General features: G+C 62.1%; 14 protein-coding genes. 9 read left to right on the top strand and 5 right to left on the bottom strand.

Annotated features, from left to right (window positions below; translation table 11 throughout):
- Nucleotides 1-8: 8 nt before the first annotated feature.
- Nucleotides 9-371 (bottom strand): hypothetical protein, encoded by a 363-nt coding sequence (locus JNB89_RS02910; RefSeq protein ID WP_220361178.1) that lies wholly within the window; start codon nucleotides 369-371, stop codon nucleotides 9-11.
- Nucleotides 372-679: 308 nt separating this feature from the next.
- On the opposite strand from JNB89_RS02910, the gene JNB89_RS02905 reads away from it, so the two are divergent.
- Together JNB89_RS02905 and JNB89_RS02900 are read left to right on the top strand one after the other, a co-directional pair.
- A complete protein-coding gene (locus tag JNB89_RS02905; RefSeq protein ID WP_220361177.1) occupies nucleotides 680-1,564 on the top strand; it encodes an oxidoreductase in 885 nt (294 codons plus the stop codon).
- Between the two features lie 60 nt (nucleotides 1,565-1,624).
- Nucleotides 1,625-2,794 (top strand): MFS transporter, encoded by a 1,170-nt coding sequence (locus JNB89_RS02900; RefSeq protein ID WP_220361176.1) that lies wholly within the window; start codon nucleotides 1,625-1,627, stop codon nucleotides 2,792-2,794.
- 15 nt (nucleotides 2,795-2,809) lie between these two features.
- Here the strand turns inward: JNB89_RS02900 and JNB89_RS02895 are convergent, their stop codons facing one another.
- Complete coding sequence (locus JNB89_RS02895) at nucleotides 2,810-4,198, bottom strand: PLP-dependent aminotransferase family protein (RefSeq protein ID WP_220361175.1); 1,389 nt, start codon at nucleotides 4,196-4,198, stop codon at nucleotides 2,810-2,812.
- A gap of 163 nt (nucleotides 4,199-4,361) precedes the next feature.
- Here JNB89_RS02895 and JNB89_RS02890 point away from each other — a divergent pair, with 163 nt between their 5' ends.
- From JNB89_RS02890 to JNB89_RS02860, 7 genes are all read left to right on the top strand, one after another.
- Complete coding sequence (locus JNB89_RS02890) at nucleotides 4,362-5,648, top strand: hydroxymethylglutaryl-CoA reductase, degradative (protein WP_220361174.1); 1,287 nt, start codon at nucleotides 4,362-4,364, stop codon at nucleotides 5,646-5,648.
- Between the two features lie 378 nt (nucleotides 5,649-6,026).
- Nucleotides 6,027-6,524 carry a hypothetical protein gene (locus JNB89_RS02885; RefSeq protein ID WP_220361173.1) on the top strand — a complete coding sequence of 166 codons (498 nt, stop codon included), beginning with the start codon at nucleotides 6,027-6,029 and terminating at the stop codon, nucleotides 6,522-6,524.
- A 1-nt stretch (nucleotide 6,525) separates the two neighbouring features.
- Nucleotides 6,526-7,905: a tripartite tricarboxylate transporter permease gene (locus JNB89_RS02880; RefSeq protein WP_220361172.1), complete on the top strand. Its 1,380-nt coding sequence runs from the start codon at nucleotides 6,526-6,528 to the stop codon at nucleotides 7,903-7,905.
- Between the two features lie 551 nt (nucleotides 7,906-8,456).
- Nucleotides 8,457-9,497 (top strand): sensor histidine kinase, encoded by a 1,041-nt coding sequence (locus JNB89_RS02875; RefSeq protein ID WP_220361171.1) that lies wholly within the window; start codon nucleotides 8,457-8,459, stop codon nucleotides 9,495-9,497.
- A 151-nt stretch (nucleotides 9,498-9,648) separates the two neighbouring features.
- Nucleotides 9,649-10,035, top strand: a complete 387-nt coding sequence (locus JNB89_RS02870) for a BON domain-containing protein (protein WP_220361170.1) — start codon at nucleotides 9,649-9,651, stop codon at nucleotides 10,033-10,035.
- Nucleotides 10,036-10,130: 95 nt separating this feature from the next.
- Nucleotides 10,131-10,589, top strand: a complete 459-nt coding sequence (locus tag JNB89_RS02865; RefSeq protein ID WP_135891651.1) for a DUF3331 domain-containing protein — start codon at nucleotides 10,131-10,133, stop codon at nucleotides 10,587-10,589.
- Nucleotides 10,590-11,137: 548 nt separating this feature from the next.
- Nucleotides 11,138-12,226, top strand: coding sequence for a sensor histidine kinase (locus JNB89_RS02860; protein WP_220361169.1), 1,089 nt, complete (start codon nucleotides 11,138-11,140; stop codon nucleotides 12,224-12,226).
- A gap of 113 nt (nucleotides 12,227-12,339) precedes the next feature.
- Here the strand turns inward: JNB89_RS02860 and JNB89_RS02855 are convergent, their stop codons facing one another.
- The 3 genes from JNB89_RS02855 to JNB89_RS02845 all read right to left on the bottom strand — a co-directional run bounded on the left by JNB89_RS02855 (nucleotide 12,340) and on the right by JNB89_RS02845 (nucleotide 14,874).
- On the bottom strand, nucleotides 12,340-13,332 hold the full coding sequence (locus JNB89_RS02855; protein ID WP_220361168.1) for an anti-sigma factor family protein: 993 nt from the start codon (nucleotides 13,330-13,332) through the stop codon (nucleotides 12,340-12,342).
- Nucleotides 13,333-13,334: 2 nt separating this feature from the next.
- Nucleotides 13,335-13,880 carry an RNA polymerase sigma factor gene (locus JNB89_RS02850; protein WP_220361167.1) on the bottom strand — a complete coding sequence of 182 codons (546 nt, stop codon included), beginning with the start codon at nucleotides 13,878-13,880 and terminating at the stop codon, nucleotides 13,335-13,337.
- Nucleotides 13,881-14,286: 406 nt separating this feature from the next.
- Complete coding sequence (locus JNB89_RS02845; protein WP_220361166.1) at nucleotides 14,287-14,874, bottom strand: TetR/AcrR family transcriptional regulator; 588 nt, start codon at nucleotides 14,872-14,874, stop codon at nucleotides 14,287-14,289.
- Nucleotides 14,875-15,362 lie beyond the last annotated feature (488 nt).

Here is a 15,362-nt window from a genome sequence, read left to right as displayed (position 1 = left end):
GATAGGGATTAGTTGACGCGAGGAGGTCGCCAGAGGCCGGCCGGTTCACGGACGGACAGCGAGTCGACATAATGGAAAACAACCGGACTGGACAGTCCGGCAGGACGGACCACTTCAGGAGTGGAGACCGGGTGATACAGGCTGCCGAGTTGGCATTGTGCCGTTGCTTTGCAAAACGAGCCTTTTGCTTTTTCCGGCTGTGAAGAACCCATGCTCTCACAATCCGGCATGTCCGAAGACATTCCGCTGCCGTCGCCTGCGCTTACGCTCGTTTGCATCGGACATTCTCCAGTCAAGCCACTCGCCGCCAGCCCACTGAGGGGCAGCGCGGCGCACAGCAACAGGAGGAGCAAGGTCCGAAGGAATTTCATGAGAGGGATTATAGCGGCGCCAGTTTTTTTGCGTGCATAGCCTCGCTGAATTTCGTGCGCGAGGCAATGCTCGCATCGGCACGGCGAAGGAACAGCTCTGTAAGCGCAAATCGGCGGACGCAATGACGGCTCGCCTCGGCGATACATTCTGATACTTGGCCGACACACGCGGGATACATGGCGCGCTTTTAATCACCGTATGGCGTGGAGCCGAGCGTTTACTCGCTCGCACGATCGAACATCGAAGATGTTTCTTCGCAGCTCAGCCAGCACCCAACGATCAATTCCAAACATCAGGAAGCGCGCAAATGACTCGCGACAAAGTGTGGTTTATCACCGGCTGTTCCGGAGGGTTGGGGCGCACGCTAGCCGAAGCAGTGCTCGCGAGCGGTCAACGCCTCACCGCTACTGCGAGGGACACCAAACGCCTGCAGGCTTTAGTCGATACCTATGGTGACCGCGTACGCGTAGTGGCACTAGACGTGACGGACCCGGTCGCCGCGCGTGACGCGGTTCGCCTCGCGGTCGGGCAGTTCGGCCGTCTGGACGTGCTGGTGAACAACGCGGGTTACGCCGACCTGGCATCCATCGAAGACGTGACGGACAAGGCGTTGCGCGAACAGATGGACGTCAACTTCTTTGGTGTTTGCAATCTCAGCCGCGCGGCGTTGCCCGTGATGCGCAAACAGCGCGCCGGTCACATCATGCAGATCTCGTCCGTCGGCGGGCGAGTGGGCGGACCGGGGCTCGCGGCCTACCAGGCGGCAAAGTGGGCTGTAGGCGGTTTTTCCGAAGTACTGGCCAAAGAGGTACGCGACTTCGGCATCAAGGTGACCGTGATCGAGCCAGGATCGATGCGAACGAACTGGGCGGGTTCCTCGATGACCATTCCGCAGATCAGCGAAGCCTACAAGGCAGTCATCGGTCCGGTGGCGGAACGCCTGCGTCGCAGTGACGGCAATCAGCCGGGCGACCCCGCGCGGGTTGCCCAGGTGATCATGGACATTGCCGAAGTGCCGGCGCCGCCGTTGCGCCTGCTGGTGGGCAGCGACGCGGTAGCGGTGGCCGCCAACGCCGCCAGGTTCCGCGCCGAAGAGGACGCCCAATGGCGGGAGATCAGCGAATCCGTTGCGTTCCCAACCACTGACACCGCGCATGTCGCGCAAGACCCCCACGCCCGCGGCGCGGGTTGAGGCAGCCGCTATCCGCGGGACTCCTTAACGTCGTGATTCAACCCTGATCCCGGTTTCGCCATGCGCCCATTCAGCGCCTTCTTTGTGCTCATCGGCACCTTGCTCACGGCGAGCGGGTACGGGGCGACGTTTTTTCTGTCGATGCATTTCCGCTCTCTCGGCGGCAACGACCTGGATACCGGACTCGCGCTTGCCGAAGCCACGGTCGGCACGCTGGCGGGTGCGCTTGTGGTGGGCCGGTTTGCGCGGCGTATCGGCAGCGCCCGGACCACCGCGCTCGCGTCGCTGTGCATCGGCCTGGGTGTGATCGGTTTTGCCGAGTTCGACCGGATGAGCGCAATGGGTGTTGTCCCCGGCTTCCTCGTAGGGTTCGGCTGGGGAGGTTTTTGCCTTGCCGCGCCCATGTCGCTGACGGAGCGCACGAACGACGCCGATCGGGGTTCCTGGTTCATGCGCTTCGGCACGATCCAGATGGCGGGTATTGGCGGCTGCCCCGCCGTGGCCGCCGTTGCGGTCCGTTCGTGGCACTGGCCGCTTACCAGCGTGTTCTATGTGGTGGGCGGACTATGCGCGGTCGCGGCGCTCATGCTCGAAGCGTTCGGACGCGTATCGCCGCACCGGCAGGAGGCGCCCGTGCAACGAGGCTGGCTGCGCGAATCAGGCGCTGTCTGGCGCACGCGCGCCGCTTATCCAATCGTGATGATTTCGCTGTGCGCGTGCGTGTTTTCAGGGTCGATGACATTCCAGATGTCCATCATTCGCGGCACTCATGTGCAAGCCGGCACGTTCTTCAGCCTCTACGCCGTGACGGTGGTGCTCGCCCGTTGGTTGCTCACGCGCATCGTGGTCAGGCTGTATCACGGTGTCGCTACCAAGCTGCTGCTGGCAATCATGGTGCTCGGCACGGCGGCCATGTTCGTCGTGCCGTATCAGCCGGCTTTTCATTCGATAAGCGCAGTACTACTTGGCATCGGCTACGGGCTGGTGTATCCAACCATTCAGGCGCAGGCCGTGAACGATTGCTCGGCCATGCACCGCCAGCCGGCGCTCACCTGGTTCGTGGTGGCCTACTTTATCGGAACGTTCGGTTTTCCGGCGGTGGCGAGCTGGGTGCTGGTTCATATGGGCACGCCCGCCTTGATCGCGCTAATGGCGGTCTGCGGCGTGGCCGCGCTTCTGGTCGCGGTCATGCGGGACCGGCGCGCTGTTGCGCCGTTCTCCGCTGCATGACGGCGCCGGGCTTCTTTATCGTGTGGCCAGAAGCAACGCGCTGAGGAACCGTTCGTCCGACAGGTAGCCGACATTGAAGCGGCAATACGGCGACACTTTGTCCGAGGTCGGCGAAAACACGGCGCCCGGCGCCAGAATCACGCCGTGGTTCAGCATTGCTTTGGCGAGCTTCATCGAATCGGGCCAGCCAGGCAGAGAAGCCCATAAGTACATGCTCTGATCGCTCTCTTTGAAAATGCTTGCGCCCACCTTTTTCAGCACGTTTTTTCCGGCTGCGGTGGCTCGCCGCAACTTTTCCTGTAGCTGGTTGGTATGCCGCATGAAGTGGCCGTCGCTCACGATGGCGGCCAGCGTTCTTTCGCTATATTCAGAGCTGCTTACGTGAATCAGCATTTTGACGTCGGCGAGGTCGCTCGCGAGCGCTGCATTGCATGCAAGAAAGCCCACGCGTAACGCCGCGGACACAGACTTCGAGAAGCTGCCTATATAAATCGTGCGGCGCAACTGGTCCAATGTGGCGATGCGGGTGAGCGAGCGCGGTCTGAGATCGGCAAATGCATCGTTCTCCACGATCACCGTGTCGTGGTGTTCCGCGAGTTGCAAAGTACGGTAGGCCTTTGCCGCGCTCGTATCCGTACCCGTGGGGTTATGTCCGACCGATTGCGTGAAGAAGAGCTTCGGCCGGTGCTCCACCATGCAGCGCTCCAGCTCCGCAAGATTGGGGCCGTCCACTTCGCGCGGCACGCCAATAATGTTGGCAGCGCTAAGCTTCAGTTTGCCGAACAGCGGATAGTAGCCGGGATCGTCGACGAGCACCGCGTCGCCCGGCCGCACGAAATAGCGCAGCACCAGGTCCATTGCCTGATTGGCGCCGTGCGTGAGCACGATCTGCGAGGGCGGGGCGTCGATTTCATAACCAGACAACTTTTGTTGCAGTGACTGGCGTAGCGGCAGATAGCCGTAGCGGCTTCCGTAGCGGAAGAGCGACGCGACGCCGGTGCGCACGACACGCTGATGGTACTGGTCGAGTCGTGTGCCTTCGAGCCAGTCGATTGGTGGGAAACCTTCGCCCAGGTTCAGGACCGCGGGCTTGACTTGCAGCTGTTCGCGCATTAGCCAGACCGTGTCCATGGCCCGTTCGAGTACGCGCGCATCTTCAGGCTCCGCAGCAGCCTTCACCTGGCGCGCGACATAGAAACCCGAGCCGCGGCGCGGTTCGATCAGGCCGTTTGCGGTCAGCGTTTCGAATGCACTGATCACAGTGTTTTTCGAGCAACCGGACGCCTCCGCATATTCCCTGATAGAGGGCAGCTTGGTTCCTGCTGGAAAAACGCCTTCTTCTATCTGTCTGGCCAGTGTGTCCGCCATGGAGCTGGAAAGGCTGACGTTTTTTTGCAGGTTCATCGTTGCGGCTCCGCAAATCAGAAAAGTGTTATGGGTACAGAGCTGCAGCTGTTACGTCGAACTGTACCTTTGAAAAGGGTACGGTGTGCCTATTATTGAGCCTTTCAATCACGGTCGCAAGCAAAAGTGCTTATCTGCGGCGGCCCTACGACGAAGGCAATGCATGGTCACCAATTCGACGCTCCCCAACTTTCGCTCGCTCACTCCTCATGAGCGACTCTCGCACCTTCGCAACATGCTGGATCTGGACGACACGCAATGGACACAATTGGCGAGGCCTGGCGCGCTGCCGCTGGAAAGGGCTAACGGCATGATCGAGAACGTGATCGGCACGTTCGAGTTGCCGCTCGCAGTCGCCGGGTACTTTCAGATCAACGGGAAAGACGTGATCGTGCCGATGGCCGTCGAGGAGCCGTCGATCGTCGCCGCCGCTTCGTTCATGGCGAAGCTCGCGCGCGAGGGTGGCGGCTTCCGCACGTCGAGTACAGGGCCGCTGATGCGTGCGCAGGTCCAGATAGTCGGTGTGAGCGATCCATATGGCGCGCGGCTCGCGATTCTCGCACACAAAGACGAACTGATCGGGCTCGCGAATAGCCGTGACCAGGTGCTGCTGCGCCTCGGCGGCGGTTGCCGCGACATTGAAGTGCATGTGTTTCCCGATACGCCGCGTGGCGCGATGCTCGTCGCGCATCTGATCGTCGACGTGCGCGATGCGATGGGCGCGAACACCGTCAATACGATGGCCGAATCGGTGGCGGGGCGCATCGAGGCGTTAACCGGCGGCAGCGTGCGTTTGCGCATTCTTTCCAATCTCGCGGATTTGCGGCTTGCGCGCGCTCACGTGAGGTATTCGGCCGCGACGCTCGCGACGAAAGAGTACTCGGGCGAGGAGGTCATCGACCGTGTGATCGACGCTTATCTGTTTGCCGCCATCGACCCGTATCGCGCGGCCACGCATAACAAAGGCATCATGAACGGCATCGACCCGGTGATTGTCGCAACGGGCAACGACTGGCGTGCGGTCGAGGCAGGCGCTCATGCGTATGCTGCTCGCGGCGGACGCTATGCGTCGCTGACAACGTGGGAGAAGGCGGCCAATGGAGATCTGGTCGGCACGATCGAGATGCCGATGCCCGTCGGCCTCGTGGGCGGCGCGACCAAAACTCATCCGCTTGCGCGGGTCTCGTTGCAAATGATGGGCGTGACCACGGCTCAGGAACTCGGCGAGATTGCGGTCGCCGTCGGTCTTGCTCAAAACATGGGAGCACTGCGCGCGTTGGCGACCGAGGGCATCCAGCGCGGTCACATGACATTGCATGCGCGCAATATCGCTCTCGCTGCCGGGGCAACTGGCGACGATCTTGACTGGTTAGTCAATAAAATGATAACTTCGGCTGACTTTCGCATGGACTTCGCGATCGAGCTTCTCGCCGGATTGCGGAAACGCTAGCCTATGCGTTCGAACCGTCCGGCGCGGCGAGCCGTGGTCCACAAAGAAGGACCCGCAGCACTGCCGGCACGGACACAATCCGCGTTGCTCATCACTTCGCCGGGACGGTTCGCCGTGCATAGCCTGCTGTTTCCCCCATCGCCGCATGGCTGCATCTATAAAGCTATCGCCCTATCAGCTTCGGCAACATTGCTGTCATCGGCACAGTAATAAAGCAACACGTGCATGAGTCCTCGCAAGCTGGTTGCGGCCGCGGCTCATGCTGGCTCTTTCCCGATATCCGAACGCAGAGTTGCGGCGGACAGTTGTTGGCGAATCGATCGGCCGTGCTTTTCACGCGGCCCACAATAAGAATGCAAGCGGTCAGGAGGCAATCGATTGGAACAGTCCAGTGCAGACGCGGCGCCGGCCGCGGCAGACGGTTTAGGCCTGCATGCAGGCGTTGAAGGCGCGACGCCTGCGTTCGCGCAGGTGTGGGGCGACACGGTGGACCTTGCACATCTGGCGTGGTCGATAGTGCTCGGCATAGCCATTAGCGTAGGCGCGTTCGTGAGCGGCAAAGCCGTGCTGTCTCACTTCGTCAGCGATCCGGCTATCGCGCGGGCCTATGCGATGCTGATTGGACTGGGCGGCTGTCTCGCGGCGGGCGCGCTGTGTGCCGTCCTGTTCCGGCCCAAGCGGATAGTGGTAGAGCACGCGGTGGATGATGCGGACAGGCTGGAGGTGCTGGAGCGCCTTGCTGAAGAACGCGGCGGTATCGGTTCGCTCGTGGATCTTCCGCCGAGCGCGGTAGCAGAGCTGAAAGAACTCGGACTGTTCGAGCTGTTCGCGTCGTACGAGGTGTCCAGCAAGACTGCGCGAGCGGGAGAACATTGAGATGACTGAATTGCTCCACCAGTTGCCGAGCGCAATGGTCATGGGTCTGATTGGCGCTGTCGTGTTCGCGGGAATAGGGCTCGTGTCAGGCACTGACGAAACCACCACGATTGCGCCGCTCACCTTGCTGGTCGCGCTGCTCGGTGTACCGCCGGCTGGCGTATTCACGTTTTTCCTCGCGGGCGCGGTGGCCAAGCATATGACGCATGCCATTCCGACCGCGTTACTGGGCATTCCCGGCGACACGATGGCCGCGCCGCTCCTGCAGCAGGCGGGAATGCTGCGCGCGCTCGGCGTGCCGCATATCGCGCTGCGCAAGATGATCTCCGGCGCGCTGGTGGCGGCGTTTGTCGCATTGCCTTTGGCGGTGCTGTTCGCGCTCATGCTTGCGCCGTTCGGCGGACTGATTGCGGGCGCTGCGCCGTGGGTGTTTCTGGTGGCCGCGATTTTTATTGCATGGTTTTCCGCCGGCCGCTGGGCGTCGGTTCTGTTGCTGATTCCATTCGTATTTCTGATCGTGGGCTTGCAGTCACTCACGCGCAAGTACGGTGTCAACCTGAGCGTGAGCTACTTCCTCGGCATTGCAATTGGCCCGCTGGTGGCTGACCTTTTTTCCATTCTGTCGCCGGTGGAAAGGCGGCGCATGCGTCGCGAGAGCATGTCGAAATTTGCGCTTGCGCCCGACGTCATGCGTTGGAGCGGCTACTTCCCGAATCCGCTGAAGGTGCTCGACCGGCAACAGACTGCCTGCACCGTGGCGACGGCCGCCGTGTCGAGCGCAACCTTCGTGTTCAGCCCGGTTGCGATGACCGTTCTGATGGGCGAGGTCGTCGGCGCGCGAATAAAGCACGCCTATCAGCGGCTCACCACAGTAATCGCCGTGAGAAATGGCGTGACCGAAGCCACCTACATTGCCGAAGCCATGATTCCGCTGATCGCTTTCGGTTTGCCGCTCAGCCCCGTCGCAGCCGGCCCTGCAGCGCCACTTTTCAACGCACCGCCGCGCTTTACCGTGGATACGGCGACTGGCCACATCGTCAACCTGCATACGTTGATGTCGACGTCGCAATTCCTGATCTTCGGGTTGTTGTCCGTCGCGCTGGCGGCCCTGATCGCGTACCCGCTTGCGATGAACTACGCGCACCGGGCGGCTTCGTTCGTTGCGAAAAAGCTTAGCCACGAGGCGATCATCGCGACGTTTTCCGGTCTGATCGTGGTCATTGGCTTGTGGGAGGGGCAGTTGCTCGGCCTTGCCGTGATTCTCACTGTCGGTCTGTTTGGCGGCCTGCTCGCGCGTTTGTTTGCCTTCAACACCGGGGTCCAGTTCATGGGCTATTACGCCGCTGTCCTGAGCGTGCCGGAAATCGTCAAGTTCTTCTAGCAGCGAGAGAAGGGAGCGCAGCTGCTCGGCCATTGCGCCGAGCTACGCAGAAGGTCGCATAAGGCGAACACTGCAAGCTTGCCGACACGCGTTGGCGTGCGGACACATTGCGTGCATGCCGCATGTTGCGATGCGTCGGTCCGGTGACGGTTGAACTGGCCCACGCTCCCCAAGCACCCCTCGCACGACCACAGGCTGCCGCCGCTGGCCGGACATGACGGCCCGCAGTGCGCGATTTGCGACGGTCAACGCGCATGTCTGCACGAAAGCCCACGCGCGCAAACGTCCATGGGACAAGGCACTCCAGCATATTTCGGAGACTGGCGCCCGGGCCGCCTTGCGATTCCCCGGAACAGAAAAGTTGTCGTCTCCGAAGGCGGACAGTTGCAAGCCGCTGTTCCATTCACGCGCTCATGCATTGCAACACGCGGGAAGTGGTATGGGTACAGTTGCTTGTCTGTAGTTCCCAACTGTACCTTCTAAAAGGGTACAAACCACCTATGATTCGCGCATCAACTTCTAATCGCAACGGCAGGTACAGGAGAAAAAAGATGATCGCGCATGCGCTGGATACACGAGACACGTTGCTCAACCGTGCAGAACCGGTCCGCGCATCCACTGGTCAGTTGCTGCAGAGCTTCCCGGTGTCGACCTGGGTGGTCTGCACGCTGTTGGCCAGCATAGGCATTTATTGCGCGTATGTGTTCGAGGTGGCTCCGTGGCCGGTCCTCGTCAATGTCGGGTTCCCGCTGATGCTGCTTGTAGCGCTGGCATCCACCGTTGCGGTGGTGACGGCGCTCAAGGCGGTCGAACTCGCGAGCCACCTGAAGCAACTCGCCGCTGCAATCGAACAGGGCGGCACTCACGGCGAGGAGCCAGTGCTGAGCGAGAACGGTCCTGCCGACGTTGCACGCCTTGCCCGCGCGATCAACGGCTCGTTGCGTCACCGCGTCGGACGCCAGGCCGAACTTCTGCAGATACTTGCTGCGTACGCGCACGATCAGCGCACGCCGTTGACGCGCATGAACATGCGCTGCGAACTGCTGGAAGACGCTCCGCTGCGCGAGGCGCTGCAGCGCGATCTCGCCGAAATGGCCGACCTCGTCGAGGCGAGCCTGTCGTGCGCAAAGATGCAATGCAGTGCCGAAGAGCCCTCGCGACGCGTCGACGTTGATGGGATGCTCCGCACCCTGATCGGCGATTACCGCGACGCCGGCCGTCATGTGCAACTGGACGGGTGTGTCGGCCGTCCGGTCGTCACCAGCCCGCATGCACTACGCCGCGTCATGATGAACCTGATCGACAACGCGTTGCGTTATGGCGGCGACGCGCGCGTATGCGTGCGCGTGGAGGCACGGTGTCTCGTGCTCGCCGTCGTGGACTCCGGGCCGGGCATCGCACCCGCTCAAATGGACGCCGTGTTCGCTCCTTGGTATCGCGCGGCGGAGACTGCCGGGCGCGCGCCGGGCTCGGGCCTCGGGCTCGCCATCGCGCGTCGTCTCGTGGCGGCCATGGGCGGCGATCTGCAACTGGAAAACCGCCGCGCGGGCGGACTCGAAGCGCGCGTCACGTTGCCGCTCGTCGCGGCGTAGGTGCCGGCCAGATACATTTCGATACGTGGCCGAAACACCGCCGATACATTGCGCAGTTCTAATTAAAGCATTCGGATTCGCAGCGCTCTAACGCGGATGAATGCAGTTCAGTGCGTTTTTCAGGTTCCCCCTACTTTAAAAGGACTCAACGATGAACCTTCGACAACTGGTGATCGGCGGCAGCCTTGCCGCCGTTGTATCGGCCTTTGCGTACGTACCGGCATTTGCTGCGGAATCGGCGAACGCCGCGCCCGACGCAACGGTGAGCACCACAACGCCGGCCGCGCCGAGCAAAAAGGCCGTGCGCGCAGCAAACCGCGCATTTTCGCGGACGGTACAGAAGTCACTGCAAAAAACCAAAGGCCTGGACCAGACTACGATCACGGTCTTCGGCAATGCCAGGACTGGTCAGGTAACGCTGGCGGGGCAGATCTCCAGCGAAGACCAGGAAGGCGTTGCCGTCGCGGCAGCGAAGCAGGTGCACGGTGTCACGTCGGTGAGCAGCAAACTCACGCTGCGCGAGCAAGGCGGAGGTTGAGCGACAGCCGACATGGCGGGTTGACGCCCGCCGTGTTTTTCCACACACCGCCTTGCTTTTCAAATCACGAACACACGGCTTCTGGAGATCAGTCGATGAGAGTGCTATCCGACGAGAACATCGTGGTTCGCGCATTGCTAAACGTCCTCGATCCGTCCGCGGAACAACTCGCCGCCTGCGCGCGAAAGAGTTACACGCCGCTCCAGCGGTGCGGCGTAGGTACACGTTCGGCGATGACCGACGCAAGCCATCATCGCGCGAGCCGGCCGGCCCGGATTGCGGTAGTGGAGTGGTTGTCGTCCGCAACCATTAGCGTCTCCTGGAGCGACTCGTGCACGGGGCGGTACGCCGAGCAGATATGGTGCAGCGGTTTCGCGCGCGTCAGTTGTGTCTGCGCGCTGACGGGACGCGCAATCAGGCGCGGTGACCGCGTGTTCCGCCCGCGTGCACGTCAGGTTCGGGTTCCCGGCAATCGCGATCAGGTGATTCTCGCCGAAGCAATCGAACATTGCACAGACTTGCCAATAGAAGGCGCTACCGCCGCGTCTTTTTGAACCGCTAAGCGTGCGGCGGCATGCATGCCCGAACACGGTCAGCTTGCGTCGAACCGGGCCGCCCGCGTCGACAACTCGCACTCCGCGTCACCTAGGGCATCTGTGATGACAATGCCCGCTCCGCCGAAGCGATGCCAACCCACCGCATGCTCTGACGGCACATTCCCCGCCCCCCGAAACCGTTGCTTGCCAGGCGCGCTGTCCGCCCCCGGCGGTTACGCGTCACGCACGCATCGGCAGCCATAGACCTTCGCGTAGCGCCTGAATGGCACGTACGTTCAATCGCGCGTGCTACTTCGCTTATACGTACATATGATTGCGCGCCGCTAAACGGAAGGTAAGCTTGGAACCCATGCAACCGGCCAGGGAGCCGGGCCGCATCTGGCATGTTGCTATCGACACCTTGCCGGTTGCGCGCGACCAGAAAGTCGAAGCTCGGCCAACGGCCGGCAATACCAAAGCAATCGAAACACAGACACATTGAAGCGCATGGGTGGACAGTTCAAACATCCATGCGGGCTCCAGCTGACGGCAACAGGAGAACGACGATGACCGCACACGCCACTGTGCCACGTGAGTCTGCCGATGAAGCAGCCGTTGTAAATCGCCGCGCCGAAACGGATTACGCGCGATCGTCCTTTCTGGGTCTGCGCCTTTTCTCCGCGCGCTGGCGCTACGCCATCCTGCTGTCAACCGCGGTCTGCGCGCTGCTCGTCGAGGTGCACCGCGCGAGTCGCGACAACTTGCTCGCGCATTTGCCGGGTCATCTGAGAGGCAACGCGATGCTCCTGAGCGCCGCTTCCATTTGCGTGTGTCTCGTGTTGCTTGCCGCCGTCATCGCGTTGCAGGCGTTCGAACAGCGCGCAAGCCTCGTGCGGCTCGCGACCGAGCTGGAACGTCAGGATGCCAAAGGGATCAAGGCAGCGCTGCCTGACATTGCCTCCGGTGCCAGCGCGCGGTTGATGCGGGCGATAAACCGCATCGAGCACCGCCATGCTGAGCGGCTGGCGGAATTGCTGGACGTACAGGCCGCCTTTCTGAACGATCTGCGCACACCGCTTGCACGTCTGGGCATTCGTTGCGAGTCCCTATACGATGCCGCCGAGCGCGAGGCAATCAATCACGATCTGCGCGCAATGAACGAACTGGTTGCGGCAGGGCTTGCATGCACGCGCATGCAGTACAGCGCCGCAGAACAGCTACGCTGCGTGGATGCAGACGGCCTGCTCGGCCAGCTGCTCAGCGACTACCGCGACGCAGGCCGCTACGTCGCGCTCGACGGTCATATCGGACAGCCCGTTGTCAGCTGTCCGCATGCGCTGCGGCGCGTGCTGGCCAATCTCATCGACAACGCTTTGCACCATGGCAGCGACGTACGCCTGAGCCTGAAGGCAGAAGCACGACACGCGATGTTTGCGGTGTCGTATTCGGGCCGACGCATCGACGCTTCGGAGATGGAGGCGGGACTCGCGCCTTGGTATCGGGCGCCGAAAGCGGCCGAACGCGTGCCTGGCTCGGGCCTTGCACTCGCAATCGCGCGGCGCCTCACAACGGCCATGCGTGGCGAGCTCCAGTTGCAGAACCGTCGTACAGGCGGTCTCGAAGTGCGGATCACGCTGCCGCTCGTGATTGCGTGATCTGCATGACTGCTTGATGGCCGTGCATTGCCTGTTCAAAGCGGGAATGCGCTGTGACACGCCGCGAGTGGCAGGCACCGCACGGCACCGCACGGCATCGACAGTGTCGAACATCATGACTCGCTTCTGGTTAACCGATGCGCTGAGAGAAGCTGGCTGAGAAGATCGCCGCTCCCGCTTCCAGCAATGTATTTGCCGATTGCTCCGAGGTCGCTGTCGCCGGAGGTGCCGATCAGCGCATAGCTCTGCTTCGCCTGTCTCCACGTTACTACCTGCATTGTGTCCACATGCTGCTGCGCGAGCGTCGCATCAGGCTTGTCATCTGTGATCACGCAAAGAGAAACCGGTGAGCCTTTTTCCGGCAGGTAGACCATCTGCACCAGCGCCTTGTTGTTAAAGCGCAGACGTTGCACGCGTTTCAACGTGAATCCCAGCGAACGCAGGTCGGGCACACGAATCGACAATCCGTCGTCGCGGCGAATGTCTTCGACGATTTGCGGAAGGCTGGCAATGGGCAAGTCGGATGCAACCGTTTCGCGCGCGTAGAGCCGCTGATAATTGACTGCTGCGATGACCCACGGCGACAGGCCCGCCGGCATAGCCTGCGGTGAAAGCGTCTGCGCGATAACCGCGGAGGCACTACCCTCGGTCAAGCGCAGCACTGTGGCGCAACAAAACGCACCAGCCACGAATGCGAGCGCGGCCCACGGAGCCGCGGCGCGAATGCGCGCGCGCAACGGACGGGCGTACTCGAGACCTCTCGCGCAAGCCGAAGCCCAAGGGCGCGCGCGCCCAGACGAGGACCACGGAATGCGGCCGCTCGCGCGCGAAGCCCATGCCGCGGCTGGATCCTTCCTGCCCGCGGTCCTCGTGGCAGAAGCTGCCGCGTACGCGTCTATCAGTTGCGCAACGTTGTGCGCAAGGCTTTCCGGAACCGGTGGCAGTTGCTGACGCTGGAACGCGCGCCTATACGGCAACGCCGACGCCCTGAGCAACGCGACGCGCTCGGCGACGTCCGCCGAGACGCCAATTGTGCGTTCGACTTCCTTGCGCTCGCGCGGCTGCAGATTGCCGTCGACGTACGCCATGAGCAGGATGTCGTCCATATTCAAGCCCCCTGGCCTTTGCCACTACTCGCGCTGGCCGCGCTTTTTTGTTTTTCGCTGAACAGGGCCCCAATGGTCTGACGGGCCCGCGACAGGCGGCTCATGATGGTCCCGATCGGCACGCCGAGGGTTTGCGCCGCCTCCTGATAGCTGAGGCCCTCGACCGCTACCAGCAGCATGACTACGCGTTGTGCGTCGGGTAGCCGCTGCACGGCCTGTACGATCTGTCCGTCCATCGCGTGTTGTTCAGGCGTGCGCGCGGCCGGGTCGGCGACCGTTTCGAGAAATTCATCGTCCCAGTCCATGCCCGAACGACTGCGCACGCTGCGCGCACGCAGTTCGTTGATCCATGTGGACTGCACGATTGAAAACATCCAGCTGAGCGGCGCGGTTTCCGGCTGAAGTTGATGCGCGCGTTCGAGTGCCCGCACGCAGGCGCGCTGCACCAGGTCTTCGGCGTCGTGCCGGTCGCCCGAAATGCGCAGCGCGAATGTCCACAGACGCGGAAGCATCGACGGGAGGAGGGCGGACAGATCTGCTGCGGTCATCGAACCCGTCCATCGCCGGATACTTTGCGGCCGCTGTCCGGCAGCACACGCGCAGCCAGCTCGCGCAGGCATGCGATGTAGTTTCGCACCGCTGATCGCGGCACCGCCGCACTGCGTTTCGATTCATGCGTGCAGCATGCGGCCGGCTGCGATGGCTGGTGTGTTTCCATGGAACGATGCGGGAGGGCGCAGACTATGCAACATCAAGCTAAACACCCGCAGCGGGCTATCTATTCCATCGGGGCAAGCGGTACGGGATGATAAAAGCTGAACGCGCGATGCAAATCACCGCGGGCGACCGCCCCTTGGATCACTGGTCCACGAGCCACTTGTGCAATTGCGCGGATCAGCGCACACCGGGCGCAAACGCCAGTGCGCTGCAAACACGAAGCAACCCGAGCGCGCATCACGCGCCCACCGCCAGCCGCTCGACAGCGAACCGCGCGAGGCGCCGGAGCGCGGCCGGCGTCATGCCCGCGCGGGCACTCAACTGCAGGCTTTGCATGGTGGCTCCGACAAAGAGCGCGACTTCGTCGGCATCCATGCTTGCATCGATTTCGCCGTTGCTCTGCGCCTCGCGGACGCGGGCGAGTAGCGATTCCCGGAGCCGCTTGGCGCCTGCAACGCGGATAGCCGTGACATCGGCGTCCGCGGTGCCGAATTCCGCCGCGCTGTTCACACCCATGCAGCCGCGCTCGCGTTCTTCGGCGCTTGCGGCAATTGTGCCGAGCAACAGGGCCTTTATGCCCGCCAAAGCGGACGGCCCTCGCGAGAGACGCGCGATGTGGCCTGCAATGCTCTGCTCCTGGTAACGCTCGAGCGCTTCCAGATACAGCTTGCGTTTGTCGCCAAATGCGTTGTAAAGGCTCTGCCGGCCAATTTCCATGGCGGCGAGCAAATCTTCCGTGGACGTCCCGGCATAGCCTTTCGACCAGAACACCCGCATTGCACGATCCAACGCTTCGTCCCTATCGAACTCACGAGGTCTCACCATATATCCACCCTGATTGCATTCCGTGATTGTGGACCGCTCCATCCATATTGTCAGCCCCGCGTAATGTTCCGGGAAGCGATCTATTAGCCACTCGTCTTGCGACCCCAAGCATTGTGCCCTTAAGACTTAGGCCGCGCACCTTGCTGGGGGTGAGGCGGGGCAACACCTGGTGAAGTGTTCCGGAAGCCGCTTGCGCAGTTCGTCTATGCAGCCTTTTTGTGCAGCCCATTTGCGCGGCGCATTCGGGAAGTTTAAGCGGCGCACGGCATGTGCGCCGATTAGCTTTGACCAGCACGCTAGCCGAGGCGTTCTCGAAGAGTGCATGCGCAATTAGCGCCAGCCTACAAGCGTTGCTCACAGGGCAACGGTATGTGAACTTAGTTGCTCTTGCTAGTAGTGCTTCGCCCTGCCACTATCGGATCAAGGCATAAGACAGTTCCGGTGAGCAACGAGGCGACATCCGCACCGCAAACTGGCTGCGCAACTGC

This window comes from Paraburkholderia phenoliruptrix (genome assembly GCF_019511605.1).
GTDB lineage: Bacteria > Pseudomonadota > Gammaproteobacteria > Burkholderiales > Burkholderiaceae > Paraburkholderia > Paraburkholderia phenoliruptrix_A.
This window is presented reverse-complemented; position numbering and strand designations above follow the sequence as displayed.

Excerpts from the sequence above, each read along its gene's own strand:
- JNB89_RS02910 (WP_220361178.1), bottom strand. The coding sequence starts at position 371 with ATGAAATTCCTTCGGACCTTGCTCCTCCTGTTGCTGTGCGCCGCGCTG.
- JNB89_RS02905 (WP_220361177.1), top strand. The coding sequence starts at position 680 with ATGACTCGCGACAAAGTGTGGTTTATCACCGGCTGTTCCGGAGGGTTG.
- JNB89_RS02900 (WP_220361176.1), top strand. The coding sequence starts at position 1,625 with ATGCGCCCATTCAGCGCCTTCTTTGTGCTCATCGGCACCTTGCTCACG.
- JNB89_RS02895 (WP_220361175.1), bottom strand. The coding sequence starts at position 4,198 with ATGAACCTGCAAAAAAACGTCAGCCTTTCCAGCTCCATGGCGGACACA.
- JNB89_RS02890 (WP_220361174.1), top strand. The coding sequence starts at position 4,362 with ATGGTCACCAATTCGACGCTCCCCAACTTTCGCTCGCTCACTCCTCAT.
- JNB89_RS02880 (WP_220361172.1), top strand. The coding sequence starts at position 6,526 with ATGACTGAATTGCTCCACCAGTTGCCGAGCGCAATGGTCATGGGTCTG.
- JNB89_RS02875 (WP_220361171.1), top strand. The coding sequence starts at position 8,457 with ATGATCGCGCATGCGCTGGATACACGAGACACGTTGCTCAACCGTGCA.
- JNB89_RS02870 (WP_220361170.1), top strand. The coding sequence starts at position 9,649 with ATGAACCTTCGACAACTGGTGATCGGCGGCAGCCTTGCCGCCGTTGTA.
- JNB89_RS02865 (WP_135891651.1), top strand. The coding sequence starts at position 10,131 with ATGAGAGTGCTATCCGACGAGAACATCGTGGTTCGCGCATTGCTAAAC.
- JNB89_RS02860 (WP_220361169.1), top strand. The coding sequence starts at position 11,138 with ATGACCGCACACGCCACTGTGCCACGTGAGTCTGCCGATGAAGCAGCC.
- JNB89_RS02855 (WP_220361168.1), bottom strand. The coding sequence starts at position 13,332 with ATGGACGACATCCTGCTCATGGCGTACGTCGACGGCAATCTGCAGCCG.
- JNB89_RS02850 (WP_220361167.1), bottom strand. The coding sequence starts at position 13,880 with ATGACCGCAGCAGATCTGTCCGCCCTCCTCCCGTCGATGCTTCCGCGT.
- JNB89_RS02845 (WP_220361166.1), bottom strand. The coding sequence starts at position 14,874 with ATGGTGAGACCTCGTGAGTTCGATAGGGACGAAGCGTTGGATCGTGCA.